Source organism: Streptomyces sp. NPDC090025 (assembly GCF_044748125.1).
Taxonomy (GTDB): Bacteria; Actinomycetota; Actinomycetes; order Streptomycetales; family Streptomycetaceae; genus Streptomyces.
The window spans coordinates 174,385-193,633 of the sequence record NZ_JBIVFL010000008.1; the positions used below are offsets into that span (position 1 = coordinate 174,385).

Annotated in this window: 23 protein-coding genes; 11 read left to right on the top strand and 12 right to left on the bottom strand. The window is 71.7% G+C overall.

Features of this window, described 5'->3' with window-relative positions; translation table 11 throughout:
* The first annotated feature begins 98 nt into the window (after positions 1-98).
* A complete protein-coding gene (locus tag ACIPXM_RS20350; protein WP_401657233.1) occupies positions 99-320 on the top strand; it encodes a beta-propeller fold lactonase family protein in 222 nt (73 codons plus the stop codon).
* 153 nt (positions 321-473) lie between these two features.
* Here ACIPXM_RS20350 and ACIPXM_RS20355 read toward each other — a convergent pair whose 3' ends face one another.
* Positions 474-1,148, bottom strand: coding sequence for an XRE family transcriptional regulator (locus ACIPXM_RS20355; RefSeq protein ID WP_401657235.1), 675 nt, complete (start codon positions 1,146-1,148; stop codon positions 474-476).
* 10 nt (positions 1,149-1,158) lie between these two features.
* Between ACIPXM_RS20355 and ACIPXM_RS20360 the strand changes: the two genes are divergently transcribed.
* The gene (locus tag ACIPXM_RS20360; protein ID WP_401657237.1) at positions 1,159-1,314 is read left to right on the top strand and encodes a hypothetical protein; all 156 of its coding nucleotides are present in this window, start codon (positions 1,159-1,161) and stop codon (positions 1,312-1,314) included.
* 177 nt (positions 1,315-1,491) lie between these two features.
* On the opposite strand, the gene ACIPXM_RS20365 is transcribed toward ACIPXM_RS20360, so the two are convergent.
* From ACIPXM_RS20365 to ACIPXM_RS20380, 4 genes are all read right to left on the bottom strand, one after another.
* Complete coding sequence (locus ACIPXM_RS20365) at positions 1,492-2,382, bottom strand: alpha/beta fold hydrolase (protein ID WP_401657239.1); 891 nt, start codon at positions 2,380-2,382, stop codon at positions 1,492-1,494.
* 115 nt (positions 2,383-2,497) lie between these two features.
* A complete protein-coding gene (locus ACIPXM_RS20370; protein ID WP_401657241.1) occupies positions 2,498-3,463 on the bottom strand; it encodes an RNA polymerase sigma factor in 966 nt (321 codons plus the stop codon).
* Positions 3,464-3,787: 324 nt separating this feature from the next.
* Entirely contained in the window at positions 3,788-4,471 is a 684-nt protein-coding gene (locus tag ACIPXM_RS20375) for an MSMEG_1061 family FMN-dependent PPOX-type flavoprotein (protein ID WP_401657243.1), read from the bottom strand.
* A 34-nt stretch (positions 4,472-4,505) separates the two neighbouring features.
* Positions 4,506-5,495, bottom strand: a complete 990-nt coding sequence (locus tag ACIPXM_RS20380) for a PDR/VanB family oxidoreductase (protein ID WP_401657245.1) — start codon at positions 5,493-5,495, stop codon at positions 4,506-4,508.
* A 118-nt stretch (positions 5,496-5,613) separates the two neighbouring features.
* Here ACIPXM_RS20380 and ACIPXM_RS20385 point away from each other — a divergent pair, with 118 nt between their 5' ends.
* Together ACIPXM_RS20385 and ACIPXM_RS20390 are read left to right on the top strand one after the other, a co-directional pair.
* Positions 5,614-6,222, top strand: coding sequence for a TetR/AcrR family transcriptional regulator C-terminal domain-containing protein (locus ACIPXM_RS20385; RefSeq protein ID WP_401657247.1), 609 nt, complete (start codon positions 5,614-5,616; stop codon positions 6,220-6,222).
* 215 nt (positions 6,223-6,437) lie between these two features.
* The gene (locus tag ACIPXM_RS20390) at positions 6,438-6,872 is read left to right on the top strand and encodes an ester cyclase (protein ID WP_401657249.1); all 435 of its coding nucleotides are present in this window, start codon (positions 6,438-6,440) and stop codon (positions 6,870-6,872) included.
* A 68-nt stretch (positions 6,873-6,940) separates the two neighbouring features.
* Here the strand turns inward: ACIPXM_RS20390 and ACIPXM_RS20395 are convergent, their stop codons facing one another.
* Positions 6,941-7,243, bottom strand: coding sequence for a hypothetical protein (locus tag ACIPXM_RS20395; RefSeq protein WP_401657251.1), 303 nt, complete (start codon positions 7,241-7,243; stop codon positions 6,941-6,943).
* 178 nt (positions 7,244-7,421) lie between these two features.
* Here ACIPXM_RS20395 and ACIPXM_RS20400 point away from each other — a divergent pair, with 178 nt between their 5' ends.
* Entirely contained in the window at positions 7,422-8,204 is a 783-nt protein-coding gene (locus ACIPXM_RS20400; protein WP_401657253.1) for a hypothetical protein, read from the top strand.
* Positions 8,205-8,342: 138 nt separating this feature from the next.
* The gene (locus ACIPXM_RS20405; RefSeq protein WP_401657255.1) at positions 8,343-8,744 is read left to right on the top strand and encodes a peptidase inhibitor family I36 protein; all 402 of its coding nucleotides are present in this window, start codon (positions 8,343-8,345) and stop codon (positions 8,742-8,744) included.
* Positions 8,745-8,805: 61 nt separating this feature from the next.
* Here ACIPXM_RS20405 and ACIPXM_RS20410 read toward each other — a convergent pair whose 3' ends face one another.
* The 3 genes from ACIPXM_RS20410 to ACIPXM_RS20420 form a co-directional block, all read right to left on the bottom strand.
* Positions 8,806-9,156, bottom strand: a complete 351-nt coding sequence (locus ACIPXM_RS20410) for a hypothetical protein (RefSeq protein ID WP_401657257.1) — start codon at positions 9,154-9,156, stop codon at positions 8,806-8,808.
* 122 nt (positions 9,157-9,278) lie between these two features.
* Positions 9,279-10,109 (bottom strand): FAD:protein FMN transferase, encoded by an 831-nt coding sequence (locus ACIPXM_RS20415; RefSeq protein ID WP_401657259.1) that lies wholly within the window; start codon positions 10,107-10,109, stop codon positions 9,279-9,281.
* 1 nt (position 10,110) lies between these two features.
* A complete protein-coding gene (locus ACIPXM_RS20420; protein ID WP_401657261.1) occupies positions 10,111-10,386 on the bottom strand; it encodes a hypothetical protein in 276 nt (91 codons plus the stop codon).
* Between the two features lie 423 nt (positions 10,387-10,809).
* On the opposite strand from ACIPXM_RS20420, the gene ACIPXM_RS20425 reads away from it, so the two are divergent.
* Both ACIPXM_RS20425 and ACIPXM_RS20430 read left to right on the top strand, forming a co-directional pair.
* On the top strand, positions 10,810-11,481 hold the full coding sequence (locus tag ACIPXM_RS20425; protein ID WP_401657263.1) for a DUF998 domain-containing protein: 672 nt from the start codon (positions 10,810-10,812) through the stop codon (positions 11,479-11,481).
* Positions 11,482-11,579: 98 nt separating this feature from the next.
* Entirely contained in the window at positions 11,580-12,122 is a 543-nt protein-coding gene (locus tag ACIPXM_RS20430) for a TetR/AcrR family transcriptional regulator (protein WP_401657424.1), read from the top strand.
* A gap of 550 nt (positions 12,123-12,672) precedes the next feature.
* Here the strand turns inward: ACIPXM_RS20430 and ACIPXM_RS20435 are convergent.
* Positions 12,673-12,858, bottom strand: a complete 186-nt coding sequence (locus tag ACIPXM_RS20435) for a hypothetical protein (RefSeq protein WP_401657265.1) — start codon at positions 12,856-12,858, stop codon at positions 12,673-12,675.
* Between the two features lie 797 nt (positions 12,859-13,655).
* Positions 13,656-16,388 carry an AAA family ATPase gene (locus tag ACIPXM_RS20440; protein ID WP_401657267.1) on the bottom strand — a complete coding sequence of 911 codons (2,733 nt, stop codon included), beginning with the start codon at positions 16,386-16,388 and terminating at the stop codon, positions 13,656-13,658.
* A 143-nt stretch (positions 16,389-16,531) separates the two neighbouring features.
* Here ACIPXM_RS20440 and ACIPXM_RS20445 point away from each other — a divergent pair, with 143 nt between their 5' ends.
* The 3 genes from ACIPXM_RS20445 (at position 16,532) to ACIPXM_RS20455 (ending at position 18,015) form a co-directional block, all read left to right on the top strand.
* On the top strand, positions 16,532-17,209 hold the full coding sequence (locus tag ACIPXM_RS20445; protein ID WP_401657269.1) for an alpha/beta fold hydrolase: 678 nt from the start codon (positions 16,532-16,534) through the stop codon (positions 17,207-17,209).
* Positions 17,210-17,341: 132 nt separating this feature from the next.
* Complete coding sequence (locus ACIPXM_RS20450) at positions 17,342-17,764, top strand: alpha/beta fold hydrolase (RefSeq protein WP_401657271.1); 423 nt, start codon at positions 17,342-17,344, stop codon at positions 17,762-17,764.
* On the top strand, positions 17,764-18,015 hold the full coding sequence (locus ACIPXM_RS20455) for a hypothetical protein (protein WP_401657273.1): 252 nt from the start codon (positions 17,764-17,766) through the stop codon (positions 18,013-18,015). Before ACIPXM_RS20450 ends, ACIPXM_RS20455 begins: the two co-directional genes overlap by 1 nt.
* 393 nt (positions 18,016-18,408) lie before the next feature.
* On the opposite strand, the gene ACIPXM_RS20460 is transcribed toward ACIPXM_RS20455, so the two are convergent.
* The gene (locus ACIPXM_RS20460; RefSeq protein ID WP_401657275.1) at positions 18,409-19,245 is read right to left on the bottom strand and encodes an alpha/beta fold hydrolase; all 837 of its coding nucleotides are present in this window, start codon (positions 19,243-19,245) and stop codon (positions 18,409-18,411) included.
* Between the last annotated feature and the right edge of the window lie 4 nt (positions 19,246-19,249).

Genomic DNA, 19,249 nt, shown 5'->3' on the forward strand with positions numbered 1-19,249 from the left:
TGGTGGGACACCATAGTTGGGGGCTCGGGGGTGCATGGAGACACCATGCCGGGGCCACAAGCCCTGGACGAACGTCGATACAGGGGCCCCAGAGCGCCATGTCAGGTGACGAGCGCGTCAGCGAGGAGGCTCTGCCGCCCGGCACCGGGCCCCGCCACCTCGCCTTCACCCACCTCGCCTGCACCCACGACGGCGAAACGCTCTCTGTGATCGGCGAACTCGACGCTCCCATCACGGTGTTCCGTCACGGCGCCGCGACCGGGACGGTGCACAAGGCGCTACGACCCCTCGCCGTCGCACCGCCCACCGGCCCGCCGTGAGTACGAGAACCGGAGACCTCGCGGGAACCCTGGTGTCATCCGGGGGCCTTCGTCCCGATGAGACGTGCCGCCGCGGCCCGTTGGCATCGAGCGCAGTTCTTCCTGGTGGTTCTCAACGATGTCCTGCCACGGACGGATGAGGCCGCACCTCGCTCACGCGGGCTGCCGGCGAATCTCATCGGCCGCAGACCGTCGGGGGGCTGTGTCGCGGGTCGCCCACAGTGACGCGAGGAGCTGGAGGCGCCCCGCATCCGTGGTTCCGGGTTCGGTGGTGAAGACCAGGAGGACCGGGCCAGGATCGCCGGGCAAGGGGTAGGTGTCCCAGTCGAGGGTGATTCCGCCGACCTCGGGGTGCTGGAACAGCGTGGTCCCATGGACGTTCTCCCGCACGTCATGCCTGGCCCACAGGCGCCGGAAGGCGGCGCTGTGGATGCTCAACTCGCCGACGAGCGCCATGGCACGCGGATGGTCCGGGTCATCGGCGACGGCGGCGCGCAACATCGCCACGTACTGGCGGGCCATGTTCTCCCAACCCGGGCAGAGCATGCGTGCCTCGGGCTCCCGGAACAGGACCGAGACCGTGTTGCGATCCGCCGGGGGCCGGTCCGCCGGATCGCCCAGCAGGGCTTCGGCGAGCGGGTTCCAGGCGAGGACGTCGAGGTGGCGGCCGAGCACCGGGCCGGGGGTGGCCAGGACATGCAGCAGGCGCCGGGTGCTCTCCGGGACGCGTTCGGCGCTGCGGTGGGGATGGGCTCGGACCGGGCGCCGGGCGGCGCGGGCGAGGTCGAAGAGGTGCCGGCGCTCGTCGCCGCTGCTCCATGCCGCCACCGCGCCCGACGTGCGAGGCGGACAGTTCTTCGGTCCCTCCGGCTACCAGGAGATGCGTGGCCGCGACGTGAGGGAGGCCCGGATCGGTGCCGAAGCGGGCGACCCCGGGACGGGCCATCGGCTCTGGGCGGAGGCCGAACAGCTGACCGGCGTGAGCTACCTCTGAAGGGCATGTCCATGCCGAGGTGCGGAGCGTGAGGAGAGAGCCGTACCCGAGTGACTCGGCGGACGAGCAGTGGGCGTCGATCGAGCCGATGATCACGGCCTGGAAGCACGACCGGGTGGGCCGGTCGCCGGCGTTTCCTTCCCCGCTCAGGATGGTCATCAGGCGGCGTGACAGGGGTCAGCGGCAGCCGGTGACGAAGGCGGCGACCCCGCGAGCGAACAGGTCGGGTTCCTCCAGGTGCCCGAAGTGACCGCTGTGTTCGAGGACCAGCAGCCGGGCGCCGGGGATGAGCTTGTGCAGTTCCTCGGCCCACCTGACCCCGCACACGACGTCATGGCGGCCGACCACGACCAGTACGGGCAGCCGCAGGGTGGCCAGCGCCTCGCGGTCGTCGAACAGGTCGGGACGGCCGTGCTCGTCGCGTCCGGAGATGTACGTCGCCCGCAGCGCCTGGCGGAACTGGTTCCAACGGGGCTGGTCCGCCCAGTAGTCCGCGACGTACGCGGGCACGATCCCCCGGGCGGCTGCCACCATCGCCGCGTCGTCGCCGATCGCCGGGACGGACCCGAAGGCCGCCATCACGGCGGGGAGTTCCGGGCGGCCGGCATGCCGGGCGGCGAACTCCCCGACTTGTCGCGCGACTTCCTCGCCGTGCTCGGCCCCGGTGACCGGGGCACTCTCGTACAGCACCACCCCGGCGAGCCTCTCCGGGCGGTGCACCGCGTGGTACTGGGCGACGAAACCGCCGTGCGAGTGGCCCAGCAGGTGGACCCTGTCGACCGGCAACTGCGCGATCAACTCGGCGAGATGGCGGCTGTAGAGCTCGCGGGTGTAGCCGTGGGGGTGGGTGGACAGGCGGGTGGATCCGCCCGTTCCGGCCGGCTCGACGTAGACCATGGTCAGGTGCCGCTCCAGCTCCGGAACGCGCAGGTACTCCCAGTCGATGCCGGGACCGCCGGGGTGCGCCAGGCACACCGGTCCCGTGCCGTGGACGTGGTAGCGCAGGACGACGTCCGACAGCTTGAGGGTGTGGACGCCTTCGGCCAGGGGCCCGTGGAGAGGTGCCATGGAGTGTTCCCGCTCTGTGTGGTGGGGCGATGACACCGACTAGACGCGGGGGCGGAGGAGAAGTTCGATCGCAGGGCTGTGACGCGCGTCATACAGTCCGCGGCCGGTCCGGGGCTCAGCCGGTCGGACGTTCCGGCATGGCGGGCCGTTTGAGCGGAGTCGGATGGAAAAGGCGCAGCTGCGTCACCTTGCCGCCCGTCCGGGTCATGACCCAGGCCACGGACTCGGGACAGTGGTCGGGGTCGTCGGCCGGGTTGAGCAGGTCCATCTCCCACACCGTCAGGGTCCGCCCGGCGGCGACGTTCACCGGCCTCTGGCGCACGCCGGCGGCCAGATCACCCTCCATACCGCGGGTGAGCAGATCAGTCCCGCCCAACCGGGTGCGGCCGTTCATCAGGGCGACCTCAGGGGACCAGCCCTGCGCAAGGACCCGGCCGAAGTGCCCGGCGACGGCCTCGTCCAGGGTGTGGCGGGCTTCGTCCCAGCTCTCCGCGGTGCGCGTGCGGGCATCGCCGTGCGCCCGGTCGGCCGTGGCCGCGAGGGCTCCGGTCAGCTTGGCCCGTGCCTGGTTCAGCCGGCTGCGGACCGTTCCCACCGGTACGCCGCAGACCTGGGCGATGCGGTCGTAGGCGGTGACCCCGTCGGTGAAGTGGCGCAGCACCAGTGGCAGTCGCAGCGTATCCGGGAGTTCCTCGACCGCCTCCCAGACCCAGTCCCCCATGGCGTGGCGATCGAGCAGTTCTTCGGGGCCGGGATCCGGGTGCCGCGGGTGGAGCGCGTCGACGGACCCGACAGGCACGACGCCGCGCAGCAGCGTCCGGCACCGGTTGCGGACGATCATCCGCAGCCATGGCCCGACGGCCCGCGGATCCCGTAGCTCCGCGATGCGCACCAGGGCGACCACGGCCGCGTCCTGGACCACGTCGTCGACGTCGGGGCCCGGGCCCAGGATGCTCAGGGCCACGGCGCGCATACCTGCCCGGTGCTCCTCGAGCAGCAGCCCCAGCGCGGTCGAGTCCCCGGCCTGCGCGGCCCGGGTCAGCTCGACGCCCCCGTCGACCGTCTCCGTACGTCCGATCACGGTGAATCCTCCCCCGCCTGCCTGTGGCCCCTACCGGCGCCCCAGCACCTTCGACCGGCAACCACGGCTGCGCGGCGGGGCAACTCCGCCCCGTTGTGGGCCACTTCAGCATAGGCGGCAGCGTCGCAGATCAAGGGCCGCCGACAGGAGTCAGAACACCACCACGTCCCCGGCCGTGTGCGCCGTCTGCCGGGAAGGACGCCGACGGTGTCCGTTCGCACTTTCTGGACCGGGCCGACGGCCGGGCCTCGGACCACGGCGGTCCACTGCCGGCCGGCCAGGCCGAGGAGATCACTGACCGCTACCGGGAGCCGGCACGGGGCCTCAGTACAGCGTGGTGCGGTAGTGGTGTTCGGCGATCTCGGTGAGTTCGCCGAGCTGGTCGCCGAGGTTCTCGGCCATCTTGGCGGCGTTCTCTGCCACGGTCATGGTGTAGAAGTCGCCGCCGAGCAGGACGGCTTCGGCCAGGCGTCGTGCGTCGCCGTCCCACAGCCGCGAGCGGATCAGAGCCTTGCCGCACTGGGAGAACACCTCCTGTACGCGCACGACGATGGCGAGCACGGCCGGCTTGCCGTCGGCACCGAGGGCGCGCAGCAGATCGGGGTCGTCGCTGATGAAGGCGGTCCCGTTCACCCGGACGACCTCCCGCAGCCCGGGGACGAGGAAGACCAGGGCGATCCCCGGGTTGCGGGTGAGGTTCTCGAAGGTGTCGGCGAGCTTGTTGCCGGGCCGGTCGGGGATGGCCAGGGTCCACGGGTCGAGCACCCGCACGGCGCCGGGCGGGTCGCCCCTGGGGCTGATGTCGAGGTTCCCGGCCTCGTCGGAGGAGGCGAGGCAGAAGAAGGGACTGTGCGCGATGAAGCGGGCGGTGAACTCGCCGATGCGGGTGTCCTTCTTGTCGGCGATGAAGGGTGGCGGGTGTCCGATGACCTCGCGTACGCGGTCCATGGAGAGGGGGGTGTAGTCGTCGGCGGCCGTGCGGACGCCGCGTTCCAGGCTGATGCTCATGGCGGCCCTTCCGGGGATTCGAGTCGTGTGCGTCCTACACGTCGAGCACCAGGCGCCGGCTCCGCGCCCGGGACACGCAGGGGTACATGCGGTCGCCGTGCGCCCGTTCCTCGGCGGTGAGGATGTCGTCGCGGTGGTCGGGCTCACCTTCGAGCACCCGTGTCTCGCAGGTGCCGCAGACGCCCTCGCGACAGGAGCCCGTCACGGGCAGGCCCTCGTGCTGGAGTGCGGAGAGGATGCTCGTGTCCGCGGGTACGAGCATTGTGCGGTCCGAGCGGGCGCACACGACCTCGACGTCCATGTTGTCGCGCGGCGGCTTGGGGCGTGCCCTGAACCGTTCCAGGCGGACCGACCCGGGCGGCCAGTGCGAGGCCCGTTCCTCGATCGCGCCGAGCAGTGACTCGGGTCCGCAGGCGTAGACGGCGGTGCCGGGGCGCGGACGGTCCAACCACTGCGCCAGCGGAATCCGGCCCGTCCGGTCCTTGGGGTACAGGTGAACCCTGCTCTGATGGGTGCTCAACTCGTCCGTGAACGCCATCGAGGCGGCGGTCCGGCCGCCGTAGAGGAGCTTCCAGGGCAGGCCCCACGCGGCGGCCTGCCGGACCATCGCCAGAATCGGAGTGATGCCGATTCCTCCCGCGACGAAGAGGTAGGACTCCTCCCGCCGGAAGTCGAAGTTGTCGAGCGGGCCGCGCAACCGCACGCTCTGCCCCGGCCGCAGGAAGGCGTGCACGTACTCGGATCCGCCCCGGCTCGCACGCTCGCGCAGCACCCCGATGCGGTACGCGGAGCGGTCCTGCGGGGATCCGCACAGCGAGTACTGCCGCACGACGCCCGTCGGCAGCGCCAGCTCGACGTGGGCACCCGGCCGCCAGGGGGGCAGCGGCTGCCCATCGGGGCGGGCGAAGTCGACCGAGACGACACCGTCGGCCTCCCACCGCACCTGGCGCACGAACACCCGCATCTCGCGCGCGGAAGTCGCTTCGGCGGACGGATCCCGGAGGGACTGAAGGCCACTCACCATCTCGTCCTCCTCTCTCTTGTCCAATGGACAATAACCACCTCTTGTCCATTGGACAAGAGGTGGCGCGATGGCGCTGTATATTGCCCGCGGGGTACGAGGCACGGCAGAGAAGGGCACCATGAACATCAGCCGGACGGCCGTCGTCGACGCGGCACTGGACGTGCTGGACGCGCAGGGGCTGGAGAAGGTGACGATGCGCGCCGTCGCGGACCGCCTCGGCGTTCAGCACAACACCGTGCGCTGGCACGTGGAGAACAAGCAGCGCCTGCTGGTGCTGATGTCGGACGCCGTCCTCGCCGACCTGGACACGGCCGCCCTGCCCCGCCCCTGGGAGGACCGCGTACGGGCTCTGGCCCGCTGGTGCCGGGGGGCGATCCTCGCCCGGCGCGACGCGGCCCGCCTGCTGGCCGGCCTGTCCACGACGGAGACGAACACCTACCGGTTCGCGGACACGATGATCCAGACCCTCCTCGACGCCGGCTTCCCACCCCGCACCGCCGCCTGGGCGAACTGGACCCTCTTCTACCTCATCCTCGGCATCACCCAGGAGCAGCAGGCCCAGTCCCTCTCGACCCCCGAGGACACCACGGTGTTCGACGACCCCGCCTACCCGGCGCTGCGCGAAGCCGCCACCTACGTCAACACCGGCACCTTCGACGAACGCTTCGAGTTCGCGCTGGACATGCAGGTCGTCGCACTGCGGACCCAACGGGAGTCCGAAGGCTGACGACCGGGCGGCCGGTCCGCTCGGCCCGCCCTCCGGCGCACCGGCACCCGTCGACGGAGCGGTCTCTCCGAGGTCGCTGACGCCGAGGCGCATGTCGGAACACGTCCGTCACGCTGAGCGACCGGTACGGTACTCACCCTCGGGGCCCCGCCCCGTGACCGACTCCGCTGTCGACCCGCGTACCACGCGAGCGCGCCTGTCCGAGAAGGATCCGCATGAGCGACAACGATCTCAGTGCGGCGGCCAAGGCCGTCGTCCGCCGCAACACCCAAGAGGTGCAGGGCGGTGGTGACTTCGCCCTCTTCGACGAGCTGTTCGCCGACGACTTCCTGGACCACACGCCCCAGCCGGGCCGGACTCCCGACAAGGCCGGCGCGCGCGAGCTCTATCAGGTGCTCCGTCAGGCATTCCCCGACTTCCGTGCGGACATCCACTGGCAGGCGGCCGACGGTGACCTGGTGACGACCTACAAGACCTACCACGGCACGCACAGGGGCGAGTTCTTCGGTATCGCGCCCACCGGCCGGCGCATCCGCTTCGACACCGTGGACGCCATGCGGGTCCGGGAGGGAAAGATCACCGAGCACTGGGGCGTGGCGAACCTGTTCTCGCTCATGCAGCAGCTCGGCGCTCTGCCGGGCACCGTGTGACCGGATGCCTGCCGCAACGCCGTTGAGGCATCGGCAGGCTTCCCGTGCGCCGCTGGGCGCGGCGGCCCTCAAACGGCCGGGCGTGGACCACGGAGCACCACCATGTCCAGGGCGGGCTGGGGAGACTCCCGTCCGGTGGGCGTCAACACGCCGGTCTCGACGTCGATGACGTACCGCACGATCCTGTTGCCCTTGTCGCTGTCGACGTGGCGCCACCGCCCCATGGGATCCATGGCGAAGTCGGTCAGGAAGTCGACGTCCCCGCTCCGGAGAGCGGGGACGGGGTGACGTAGCCGTTTGACACGGGGGATCGCCTCACCGTCCGGGCCGCTGCAGTACCGGACCTGCCCGGTGTCGCCGTCGGTGACCACGCGGTACATGACGGCGGCCGTGATCGCCGGGTCGGACCCGCGCGCTGCTCGCGGAAGATCGGGATGAACGCCTCGGCGCGTTCGCCGAACGCCAGGTCGACCGCCTCGTCGTCCACGTCGGGCAGAAGTGCCCTGATGGTGTCGACGTCCTGGTGGGCGTCGAGGCCTGGACCGCGGAGTGACCTCCGAAGGGCTGCGCGCTTTCGAGCTCACCGCCCTCGACTTCGTCGACATCGTCATCGCCGCCGTGCACCGCGGCCGGGCTCCACTTGCCCCCGAGGCGGTCCGTGACCTGATCGCGGTCGCCACCTCGCCGGCCGGCTCCCTCTGGCGGACCGCCCACTCCGGCCCGGGTCTCGCATCGCCCTACGACTCGTGGACCAGGCCGGCACGTCCGGCCGTCAGTGTCGACGGCGAACCTCAGTCCGAACTCTTGTCTTCCTGGCTCCGGTTGGAGAAAATTCTTTCCGATGCTTTCAGCAAGAACATGCAGCATCGCGCCATGGCACACGCCCGCCCCCTGGGTCCGATGCGCTTCGCTTCGGGCTCCTGCCCGCAAGGAAAGGACACGTTCATGCCACTGTTGAGGAAGTTCCGACAGCGTGTGGTCACGGCAGGTGCCGTGGGAGTCCTGGCGGCGTCGGCGGGCCTGGTGGCGACCGCGCCCACGGCTGCTGCGGCGACCACCGCTCCGGCCGGCGCCCTGTCCGGCGTCTTCATCTACGCCAACCCCAATTACTCGATCCCGGTGTACCCCGGCGGTGCGCCCTCGCAGATCGCGAACCTCACCGGCCCGGCGAAGGACAGCGTGTCCTCCATAGGCAACAGCACCGACCTCCACCTGTGCTTCTACGAGCACGCCAACTACGGCGGCCTCGAATTCCGGATCGGCCCCGGCGAATGGTGGGCCACGATCCCCGGATGGATCAACGACAAGATCTCGTCCTACCGCCCCTGCTGACCGGAGCGGATCCGTACGACAGCACGCGCTCCGGACCCGTCATGCCCGACCGGCCCGGAGCAGGCCTCTCCACTCTGTCCGCTTGCCCGTACTGGTCAGGTACGGGCAAGCGGACAGCACCTCGGCAGAAAGGCAGTCATGCGCTCCAGCGTCGAAGGCAGGACTTCCGTCCTCTCGCACCTCAAGTCCCGGCTGGCGCTGCTCGGCGCCGCCTCCGTCCTCGCCGCCTCGGCCGGTGTCCTCGTGAACGCGTCCCCCGCCGATGCCGCGGGCTGCATGGGAGACGGGCGCAGCCTGTGTCTCCGGCGGGACGACAACTACGGCGGCTACTCCCTCCCCTTCCACATGCCCAACGTCAACTCGAACATGGGTCAGTACCAGGACCAGGTCTCCTCGATCGTCAACGACTCGTCCTACTCCATCTGCTTCTACGAGCACCCCGGCTACGGTGGGCTGGAGTTCCGGATCGGTCCCTGGGAATGGTGGGCCACACTTCCCTGGTGGATCAACGACAAGATCAGTTCCTTCCGCCCCTGCTGAGGAAGCGACAGCAGCCGCCACCGCGCGCCGTGGGGCCGAGTCCGGTCCCCAGCGTCGCCGATCATGGCGAAGCACGGGCCGGGCCGGGCGGCGGGTTGCCCCGACGTCCCGGGTTGAAGGCGTCCAGATCGACGGCGGTCCTGATGGACGCCCGGATCGGCCGGGTCGCGTCGGTGCGGTCCATTCCACTGCGAGCAGGCCGTCCGCCGCCGTGTCTCCGGAGCAGAAGGGGTCCGTGGCGTTGATGGTACGGGGCAGGTCGTTTCGCGCCGCGCAGTGAGGTGGTCTTGCTGTCCGGCGGGAGCTTCGGGATCGGGCCTTCGAACTCCGGCTCGCCCTCGTTCACGGCCTCCGAGGTCTCCTCGGCGGCGGCGCCTGCGCCGCTCGCGGCGAGGAGGGAGCGACGGCTCACGCGGGGTGCGCGGTCCGCCATGGCCGGTAAGCCGGTGGCCGCTCCCGCAAGAACGCGGGGCGACGCGGGCGTCGGCCCGGATTCCGGAACGACGGGCGGAGCCGCGGGGAGGTCGAGTTCCGTCACATCTGCCCGCCTGGTCCCCTCGATCTCCCGGATCTCCCGGATCTCCCGGATCTCCCCGCGATCTCTTCGGGCCCCCCGGTGTCCTCTGCTCCCTCGGACTCCCCGGTCCGGTAGACGGGCAGGCCGCTGCTCCTGCGGACCCGCCGGCGGTCGTCGACGGCGAACACCTCGCAGCCGGCCCGCCCGGCGGCCCAGGCGATGCCCTCCGTGCCGAGTGCGAACGCGGCGGTCGCCGTCACGTCCGCCTCGGTCAGCGTCGGGGCGACGACCGTCAGGCTCAGCAGGTCCGTCGCGGGCAACCCCGTACGCCCGTCGACGATGTGGTCCCCCCTCTCGTACCGTCCCGAGGTGGCCACCGCCGCGTCGGTGAGTTCCAGCACCACGCACATCCGGTCCGCGGCTTCGGGATGCCGTATCCCCACCCGCCAGGGCCCCCCGGCGACGACCGCGTCACCCCCCGCGTTCAGGCAGAACTTCCGGACCCCCGCCTCCCGCAGGAGCAGCGCCGCCCGCTGTACGGACCACCCCTTCACCACGGCACAGGGATCGAGCCCCCGCCCAGGCAGCCGTACGTCGAAGGCGCCCCCCGTCTCGACCCGGTACCGCTCCGCCAGCTCCAGCACCTCCCTGAGGTCCGCACTCATGCCGTCCGGCCCGGTCTCCCCCCGGTCGAGGCGGCACACCTCGCTGTCGGGGTCGAACGGGCTGAACCGCGCGTCCGCCTCCCTCAGCCACGCGAACACCCCGTCCACGACCCCCTCGGGCACGTCCGCGTCGTCGATCCGCAGCGACACCGGGAACCCCATCACGTGCTCGACCCTGCGCATGTCAGTTCCCCTTCGTGTCGATCGAGACCTGGAGGGACTTCCGGTAGGCGTCGCTGGTGGCGGTCGCGCCGGGCATCGTGACATCGACGCCCTGCGTCCGAGCGCTTTCCTCGGTGAGCGTCGGCACGGCGGCACCGGACCCACCAGGGCCGGCACCGGAGGGTCCGGCGGGCGGGGCCGCGACGGCGGAGGCCCCGCCGTCGCGGGCGGGTACGGAGCGCCGTACCGGGATCACGGTGATCCCGGTACGGGCGAGGACGGGCACTGCTCGCTCCACGGTCAGTTCGCTTTCTTGTTGTCGCTTCGGTTCGACGGCCGTTTCCGCGGCTGCCACGGATCTGGCCGACAGGTCGCGGCGCAGTACCGGACGGCGGCCGCGTCCACGCCGAGGACGGCGTACAGGCCCGTGCGGCGGCTCCTCGGTGGGGACCCGTCGGGATCGCTGGGGAATCGGTTCCTCCCGAGCTTGGCCGACAGAAGCTGTCGAAGCCCTGTCAGTCGTCTTCCAAGCACCTGTCGAACGGACGCCGTTCCGTGGGAGGCACCGGCACCTGCCGGCCAGCGCGGCCGCGCACCCCTCCCGAGTGCCGGCCTTGCCTTGGTGACACGCCCAGGATGGTCCGCCCCACCCCCTAAGTGGATTAATCAATCCACTTAGGGGTAGGGTGATCGCTCCAAGGACCTGACGAGAAGAGGTCGAATGTCGCGCCATGCCTTCCTGTCACTGGGAGCGGTCATCCTGGTGGTGAACACGGTGCAGTGGATCGCCGCCGAGGCGGTCGCCGCGGCCGCCTGGACCGCTCCGCCCTACAGCTACGCCGCCAACTACATCAGCGATCTCGGCGTGCCCGACTGCGGTGCGAAGTTCCAGGGCCGTGAGCTCTGTTCTCCGCTGCATCCTCTGATGAACGCGTCGTTCGCGCTCGAAGGGCTACTGTTCGCGACCGGCATCGTGCTCCTGTCCCGCCTGGTCACCGGGCGTGCCCGTCGCGTCTTCGTCGCCCTGGCCGTCACGCACGGTGCGGCCATGGTGCTGGTCGGGCTGTTCCACGGCTCCGCGGACGGCCCGGACTACCGCCTCTTCATCCACGGCGGAGCCGCTGCGGTCGGCATCCTCTGCGCGAACTCGGTGGCCATTCTGGCGGGCGCTCTGCGGAATCTGGGGCTGCCGCCGGTGTACCGCGCCTGCAGCGTGGCGGTGGGCGTCCTGGGTCTGCTGAGCGAGGCGTTGGTGGGCGTGTCGCCGAGCACGGCCGGGGCCTTCGAGCGCGGCGGGGTCTACTCCTGGCTGCTGTGGAGCGCCGTCACGGGATTGCTGCTGCTGGCGGGACGCCTGCGTCGGCACGCGGCGACGGAAAGCGTCCCCGTGTGACCCGGGAGACGGACCGCCCACTGCGAGCGGACGCGGAACGAAACCGCCGACTCATCATGCGGACAGCCGCCCGGATGTTCGCGCGGCGTCAGGCCACGGTGCCCTTGAACGAGATCGCGCGCGAGGCAGGCATCGGCGTCGCCACGACATACCGGCGCTTCCCCGACCTCCAGTCGCTGATCGACGCCCTCTTCACCGAACGGTTCACCACGTTCCTCCACCTCGCCTCGGCATCCGCACAGCAGCCGGACCCCGGACAGGCCCTGCGCCACTACCTCCTGGAGGCGGCGCGGTGGCGGGCCGGAGACCAGGCGCTGGAGGTCGTCCTCGCCAACGCGAGCGTGGAGGCGGAGCCGGTCGCCCGGATGCGCGACGATCTCGCCCGGCTCGTCGAGGGCCTGGCGGAGCGCGCCGTGGCGGCCGGCGCGGTCCGTGGAGACTTCGCCGCCGCCGACGTGTACGCCTTTCTGTACATGGTCGGTGCGGTGGCCGACCGCACCCACGACATCGCGCCCGACACCTGGCAGCGTTACGCCGAGGTCCTGATGATCGGTTTCGGTCTGGCAACGGGCCCAGCGGCGCACACGACGGCCATGACGGACGGCCAGGTGCGGCGCACCTGGCCCAGCCCCACCAGCTGAGCGAGACGGAGCCGGGCTCCTTGAACAGCCGTGGCATGCGCCCGAGTTCCGAAGCCCTGTCCTGCCGGCCGCGTTCGGCGATGAGGTCACGGGTTCGGTGGTGGGCGATGACGACCTGGGCGTCGAAGGCGCTCGCACCCAGGACGCGTACGGCGCGGTAGTGCGACAGGACAAGGTACTTGACCGGCTTGTCGGTGTGCTCTCGCAGGCGGGCCAGCCACTCCCCGGCCGGGGCAGGCCGGCGACCACCAGCAGAGTGCTGGTGGGGGCAGGGTCATCTGCCGCGGCCGGACTGTGCCGTAGCCGATCACCAGGCCCGGCCGCATGGGCGTTCCCCGGCTGTGCTCGCCCGGTCCGACGCCGTACTCGCTCAGTCCTGTGATCTGCACCCCGTGCCTACGAGGGATGTCCCAGGCCCAGCCGTCCAGCTCCGGCAGGTCGAAGGTCCGGCCGAGTCGGTGGTGGCCGTAGAGAGTCCAGATCTCCATGGAGTGCTTCTCGACGTCGAGCACGGGGTGTGCGTGCTTCCTTCCGTTCGATGAGCGGGTTCTCAGGGGCGCAGGACGTCGACGTCGGCGGTGCGTACGACGGACCACCCGGTCTCCAGCAGCTCGGCGTCCGCAGGCGGGAGACCGAGCCCCAGGAGTGCCGGGTCGGCGGTCGCGCGGCGGCACTGGATCAAAACCAGCTGTCCACGCTGCCGAGCGGGCAGCGGCCAGGAGCGCGTCGTCGACAACGTGAGCCACACCCGTCAGGTGCGGCACGTGCCCCATGACGAGCGGCTCCGGCCGATCATCGACGCACGCAGGGAACGGCAGCGGAACCAACCTAAGCCGCCGCCCCCGTGGCGGGTGTACGAGATGGCCTGTCCCGGCTGCGGCCAGGGCGCTGACGCCCGGTGCACCACGACGGGCGGCCCGCACCGCTCACGCGTCGAGCGGGCCAAGGAGTTCATCAGCCTTCGAAAGCCCCGGCCCGCGACCGGCACAGAGGCGTGACCGTACGCCCCGGAACGGAGCCGCCGGCGCGCGGCCATCGGGCCGTGATGGGTGGGCGCTGTGGAAGACCGGGGGCCCGTACCGGATCGTGCTTCTGCCCCGCCGCACCGGTGAGACCGCGCTCGACGTCGACGACGAGCCGCTCACCTGCGGCCTGTACGGCTGCCACGGCGGCGAGCACAGATGGAGGTGACCGGACCCGCTCTTCGGCGGACCGTCGGCACCTTCGTCGACGTGCCCGTCTCGCGGGGTCTGGCTTGACCGCGGCTGCCGACGACGACGTCCTGGTCGCCAACGACACCCTGACCGCAGCACAATCGCCGGTCTTCGGCCGTGCAGTGCGGGCCCGGCGCCGCCCATGCTCCTTCTACGCTCCCCAGCCGCTGAGTGCGCCGGCCGCGCCGTCACGGTCCGTCGAGGGTGCTGGCGCTGGTGACGGTTCGTCGAACGGGAGTCTCGGTCGGGTGATCGCGGTGGGTGCCGGGCAGGAAGGCAGGGCCTTGCCCGGCAGGTCTGCCCGGTATCTCGGCTTTCGTCAGTCGGGCGAGAGCGGCGAGTGGGCGAGGGCGTCCCGCAGGGCCGCTCGCGAGGTGACGCCGAGCTTGGGGAAGACGTGGTACAGGTGGCTGCTCACGGTGCGTGGTGAGAGGTAGAGCCGTGCGGCGATCTGCTTGTTCGTCAGGCCCGTGGCGGCGAGCTCGGCGATCTCGCGCTCCTGCGGGGTCAGCGCGGTGGCCGGCCCGGGGGCTGGGTGCGCGGAGGGCGTGCCGGTCGCGCGGAGTTCGGTTCGCGCCCGCGCTGCCCAGGGGGCGGCACCGAGCCGCTCGAACGTGTCGAGGGCGTTGGCCAAGTGGTGCCGGGCTTCGGACTGGGCCTTGGCGCGCCGCAGTCGTTCGGCGTAGGCGAGCCGGATCCGTGCCTGTGCGAACGGCCAGCGGTCGGCTCGCGGGGTCGCCAACGCGGCGTCGAACGCCTCACGGAACGAAGGGTCCGGGGCGGTCATCCCCTCCACTGCGGCTGCCACCATCGCCAGGCGCGGCGAGATCTCGGCGACGCCCGAGTTTCGGATGTCGTCGGCATGTGTGCGTGCCTCGGCACTGCGGCCGGCGCGGACGGCGGCCTCGACGAGGTCGAGGAGGACCCACAGCGCCGCGGGCTTGTGCGTGGGCACGATGTCCGGTGCGCAGATCTCGGCCGCGTGCCTGTAGGCCGACTCGAACTCCCCGTGGCTCAGGGCGTCGACAGCCTTGGCGTGCGCGGCGAGCTGGAGCACGAAGCCGACACTGTTCGGTGCCGCCCAGGCCACGAGGCCGTCGGCGAGGCGCCGGACGGTCTCACGGTCGCCGCGGGCGGCGGCGACCATCGCCTGGGCGTACTCCAGGAAGCCGCCGAGCAGCCGGTAGTGGTGCCGGGTGGTGAAGGCGAGGCCCTCGTCAGCCAGTTCGAGGACGGCGTCCCAGTCGCCGCTGAGCACGCCGTCGAACCCCAGGAGCGCGAACGCCTTGATCGCGGACGCGATCGCCCCGCCGGCCCGGCCGTGTTCGACCACCCGCCACAGCGCGGTCCGGCATCCGGTGAGCCGGTCCACGTACAGCGCCGCGATGCCCAGGCGCACCGCGTGGGCGTGGTCGGCCTGCTCACCGATGCCGGCGATCGCCTCGTCGAGTGCGGCCAGTGAGGGGCCGGCCCGGAGCGCGGGCTCCAGGAACGTGTTCCCCAGCAGGTCGAGGATGCCCGGAGGCGCGAGGCCGATCCGGTCGAGCGCCGCGCGGTAGTCGCCCACCAGGTCGGCGCGGGACCCGAAAGCGCAGTTCGCCTGCATGACGTAGACGATCTCGCTCAGCGGGGCGTCCCAGGCCGCGATCGGCCGGGCGGCGTTGCGCAGCGCACCGAGCAGGAGGCGGTGGATCGTGTCGATGTCGCCGCCGCTGTTGACCATGTAGGCCGCGGCTGCCACGGCGGTCGTCACCGTGTGGCCCTGGCCGGGGAGTCGGGCGACGAGCGCCCGCGGGTCGGTGAGGTCCCCGGTGACGTCGGCGCCGAGGTAGGTCGCGAACATGGCCCGGCGGTGGTGCGCGTCCGGTCCCGGGCTCAGCTCGGCCGCGCGTAGCAACAGGCCGATGGCGCCGACCGGGTCGCCGCGCCGCTTCGTCCTGAGCGCGGCCTCCTCCAGCAGTTGGGCGATGTGTTCGTCCGGCGCGGATGCGGCCTCGGCGAGGTGCCAGGCGCGGCGTTCGGAGTCGGCCGGATGCCGGTCCGCCAGCTGCCGGTGTACGTCGCGGCGTTCTTCCTGGGTCGACAGCTCGACGACGGCGGAGCGGGTGAGCGGATGCCGGAAGCGGATGCTCCGGGTGAGCGGATGGATGTGGATCAGCCGGGCGTGTTCGGCCGGTTCGAGGTCGGCGGGCGCGATCTCCGGGAACAGGGCGCCGGACCCGTCGAGCGCGGCGAGGAGCAGCTGGGCGCGTGTCCGGTCGGGAAGTCCCTGGATCCGCCGGGCGAAGGTCAGTTGGAGGCGCCGGCCGACGGGGGTGCGGCCGAACGGGGGGTCGGCGTCGCCGGGCCCGGTGTGCGCCGGGAGCTCGATCAGTGCCAGGGGGTTGCCCTGTGCCTCTGCGATCACCTGCTGGGCGGCACGGGGAGGGAGTTCGGGGAATGCCTCGGTGAGGAGTGCCGTCGCGTCGGCGGCGGCGAGCGGTCCGACGGTGACCTCTGGGAGTCCGGCGTCCTCGAACACGCCGCCCTCGCCGGTCCGCACGACGCCGAGCAGCCCGATGCGCGACCCGGCCAGGCGGCGGGCGAGAGTGCCGAGCAGGACGGCGCTCGCATGGTCGAGCCATTGCAGGTCGTCGACGACCACCAGCAACGCGTCCCGGCCGGCAGCCTCCGACAGCAGGGTGAGCAGTGCGTTCGTCAGTGCGAGCCGGTCCGGCGCGGCCCCCTCGGCCAGGCCCACGGCGACGCTGATCGCCTGCCGCGACGGGGCTGGGAGCGCGGCCAGTTCGGCGGCAAGGGGAGCCACCACTTGATGGAGGCCGGCGAAGCCGACCTCCGCCTCGAACTCGACACCGGACGCCCGCAGGACCCGCATGCCGGCTGCGGCGGCGTGGTCGGCGGCGACCGCCAGGAGCGAGGTCTTGCCCACTCCCGCCTCGCCGACGAGCAGCAGGCAGCCGCCGTCCTTCGCCACGCCGTCCAGGAAGACGCGCAACTCGCCAAGCTCCCGCGCACGCCCCACCAGGGCTCTGCTCGTTATCCATTCAGGCACGTGGTGACCCTACGGGGTGCGTCGCCTGTCGGCACCATGTACGAGGATCCGGGATCGGCGCCTGACCGGCTCAGTCGTCTGACGGATTCACCGCCGGACGCCGGTCCGTAGCGTCGCCCGCGTCCGACAATCAAGGAGGAACCATGAGCCCGACCATCGTTCTTGTCCACGGCGGCTTCGTCGACGGGGCCGGCTGGCGCGGCGTGTACGACGTGCTCACCGCTGACGGCTTCGACGTGCGGATCGTGCAGAACCCGACCAAGTCGCTCGCCGACGACGTCGCCGTCACCCGCGGCGTACTCAACGACATTCCCGGCCCGGTCGTCCTCGTCGGCCACTCGTACGGCGGCGCGGTCATCACCGAGGCCGGCAACCACGACAAGGTCGAAGCCCTCGTCTACGTCACGGCGTTCGCCCCCGACCAGGGCGAATCCGTCGACACGCTGCTGGGCGGCTTCCCCGCCGACGGGCCACAGCCGCCCATCCTGCCGCCGGTGGACGGCTCCCTCTTCCTGGACCGCGGCCGGTTCGCCGAGGCATTCGCCGCGGACGTCTCCGCCCAGGACGCCGCGTTCATGGCCGATTCCCAGGTGCCCTGGGGACTCGACGCCCTCGGTGGCACGGTGACCAAGGCCGCCTGGCAGACCAAGCCCAGCTGGTACCTGCACGTCACCGAGGACCGGATGATCCCGCCCGCCGCGCAGACCGCGATGGCCCGGCGCATCGGCGCCACCGTGGCCGAGACCCCGGGCAGCCACGCGATCTACGTGTCCCGGCCCGAGGTCGTCGCCGACCTGATCAAGAAGGCCGCGAACGGCTGACCGCGGCCTTCGGCCGCGTGCTCCGGCACCGATCCGCCCGGCCCCGCATGGCCGGGCGGCGGATGCGGGGCCTTCAACCGCCGTCGGCCGCGGTGTTGCCGGCGGCGGCCACCCCCGAGCACGGAGAACACGGTGAGATCCCCGCGCGGGAACCGCAAGTTCGCTCCGGGCGCCGCCGCCCGCACGCTGGCCGGCGCCGCGGCGTTCGCCACCTTGGCCCCTGCGGCCTCGGTCGCCGCCGACGACCGCCACCCGCGCCCGCGCCCGCCCAAGCCCACGATCGTGCTGGTGCACGGCGGCTTCGCCGACGCGTCCGACCGGAACGGAGTCATCTCGGGGTTGCAGAAGGACGGCTGTCCGGTCATCGCCCCGGCGAACCCGCTGCGCGGCATCGCCCAGGACTCGATCTACATCCGCAGCGTCCTCGCCTCGGTCCAGGGGCCGATCGTGATCGTCGGCCACTCCTACGGCGGCGCGGTGATCACCAACGCGGCGGCCGGAAACCCGAACGTCGAGGCGCTGCCGCCGACGTCTCCCGCACGGAGGCCCAGCTGATGTTCGCCGGGCAGCGGCCGTTCGCCCTCTCCGCCTTCGGCGAGTCGTCCGGCCCCGCCGCATGGCGCACCAGCCCCTCCTACGGCGTGGTCGCCGGCAAGGCCATCCCGCCCGCCATCGAGCGATGGGAGTACCGGCGGGCCGGCGCCGAGAACGTCGTCGAGGTCAAGGGCGCCTCGCATATCGTCATGATCAGCAACCCGAAGGTCGTCGAACGCCTCATCGAGCAGGCCGCCGAAGAGAACCGCTGATCCTCCGTCGCGTCGGCGCCGCGGCCACCGACCGTGGCACCGTCTGCACCCGGCCCGGGCGGACCTCGATCCATGCCCGTCCGGGGTACGGTGGCCCGCGGGCGCGACGAGGTGCGGGCCGCCGTCGCCCAGACCCGGCACTTCCTCAAGGTGATGCTGAGCTGGTGGGGCTGGGCCAGGTGCGCCGCACCTGGCCGTCCGTCATGGCCGTCGTGTGCGCCGCTGGGCCCGTTGCCAGACCGAAACCGGTCATCAGGACCTCGGCGTAACGCTGCCAGGTCCCTCGCGGCGGCCCGGATCAGCGGATCGCCCGGCTCGCCGGTCGGTTCCTCTCCGGTGTCGTGGGCCGCGCGGATGCGGGCTCCGGCCCGGGTGCGGGCCGGAGCCGGGTGGTCACCGGGTGGCGCGGGCCGCTTCCTCGATCAGCTGCGCGGTGGCTCTGGGGTGGCTGATCATCGCGACGTGCGACGAGGACGGTACCTCGACGATCTTGCGGCATCGGGCCCGCTGGTACATCCAGCGTTCGGTCGCGGGCGGGATCGTCCGGTCGCGGCCGGCGACCAGCCCCCACGACGGGATCGTCCGCCATGCGGCGGCCTGCGTCGGATAGGTGAAGGAGGCCACGTCGAAGGGGCGTTGGGTGGCCTGAAGGAGGCGGAACTCGGACGGGGAGAGGTCGGCCGCGAAGGCTGCCTGGCCGTCCCTGCTCAGATACAGATCGGTGCCGGTGGTGCCGTCCGCCTTCGTGTACGGGACCGGGACGCTCACCGCCTGGACCTCGCTGCCGGGGAACTTGGCGATCAGATCGGCCTGGCTCTCGCCCACGTCCGGGACGAACGCCGCGATGTAGACCAGCGCTTTGACGTTGTCCTTGCCGGCGGCGGCGTTGGTGATGACGGTGCCGCCCATGGAGTGCGCCACCAGCACGACGGGCCCGTCGACGGAGTCCAGCAGGCTGGCGATGTAGGGGGCGTCGGTGGGGATGCCGCGCAGCGGGTTCGATCCGGCGATCGTGTCGTAACCCTTGCTCTGGAGGCGTTGGATGACCGCGTTCCAGCAGGACGAATCGGCGTAGCCGCCGTGGACCAGCACGATCGTCGGCTTGCGGCCGGGTGCGTCGTGGCTGCCGGCGGCTGTGGCGGCATGCGGGGTGAGGACCGCGGCGGACGCCGCGGCGGCAGCCCCGGTGGCCAGGACTCTTCGGCGGGTGAACGTGGGGTGGGATGGCATGGGC

Coding starts and splice junctions, on each gene's coding strand:
- ACIPXM_RS20375 (WP_401657243.1), bottom strand. CDS start 4,471: ATGAGCATCAGCCTGGAACGCGGCGTCCGCACGGCCGCCGACGACTAC.
- ACIPXM_RS20380 (WP_401657245.1), bottom strand. CDS start 5,495: ATGGTGAGTGGCCTTCAGTCCCTCCGGGATCCGTCCGCCGAAGCGACT.
- ACIPXM_RS20390 (WP_401657249.1), top strand. CDS start 6,438: ATGAGCGACAACGATCTCAGTGCGGCGGCCAAGGCCGTCGTCCGCCGC.
- ACIPXM_RS20365 (WP_401657239.1), bottom strand. CDS start 2,382: ATGGCACCTCTCCACGGGCCCCTGGCCGAAGGCGTCCACACCCTCAAG.
- ACIPXM_RS20415 (WP_401657259.1), bottom strand. CDS start 10,109: ATGCGCAGGGTCGAGCACGTGATGGGGTTCCCGGTGTCGCTGCGGATC.
- ACIPXM_RS20460 (WP_401657275.1), bottom strand. CDS start 19,245: ATGCCATCCCACCCCACGTTCACCCGCCGAAGAGTCCTGGCCACCGGG.
- ACIPXM_RS20425 (WP_401657263.1), top strand. CDS start 10,810: ATGTCGCGCCATGCCTTCCTGTCACTGGGAGCGGTCATCCTGGTGGTG.
- ACIPXM_RS20385 (WP_401657247.1), top strand. CDS start 5,614: ATGAACATCAGCCGGACGGCCGTCGTCGACGCGGCACTGGACGTGCTG.
- ACIPXM_RS20350 (WP_401657233.1), top strand. CDS start 99: ATGTCAGGTGACGAGCGCGTCAGCGAGGAGGCTCTGCCGCCCGGCACC.
- ACIPXM_RS20405 (WP_401657255.1), top strand. CDS start 8,343: ATGCGCTCCAGCGTCGAAGGCAGGACTTCCGTCCTCTCGCACCTCAAG.
- ACIPXM_RS20445 (WP_401657269.1), top strand. CDS start 16,532: ATGAGCCCGACCATCGTTCTTGTCCACGGCGGCTTCGTCGACGGGGCC.
- ACIPXM_RS20455 (WP_401657273.1), top strand. CDS start 17,764: ATGTTCGCCGGGCAGCGGCCGTTCGCCCTCTCCGCCTTCGGCGAGTCG.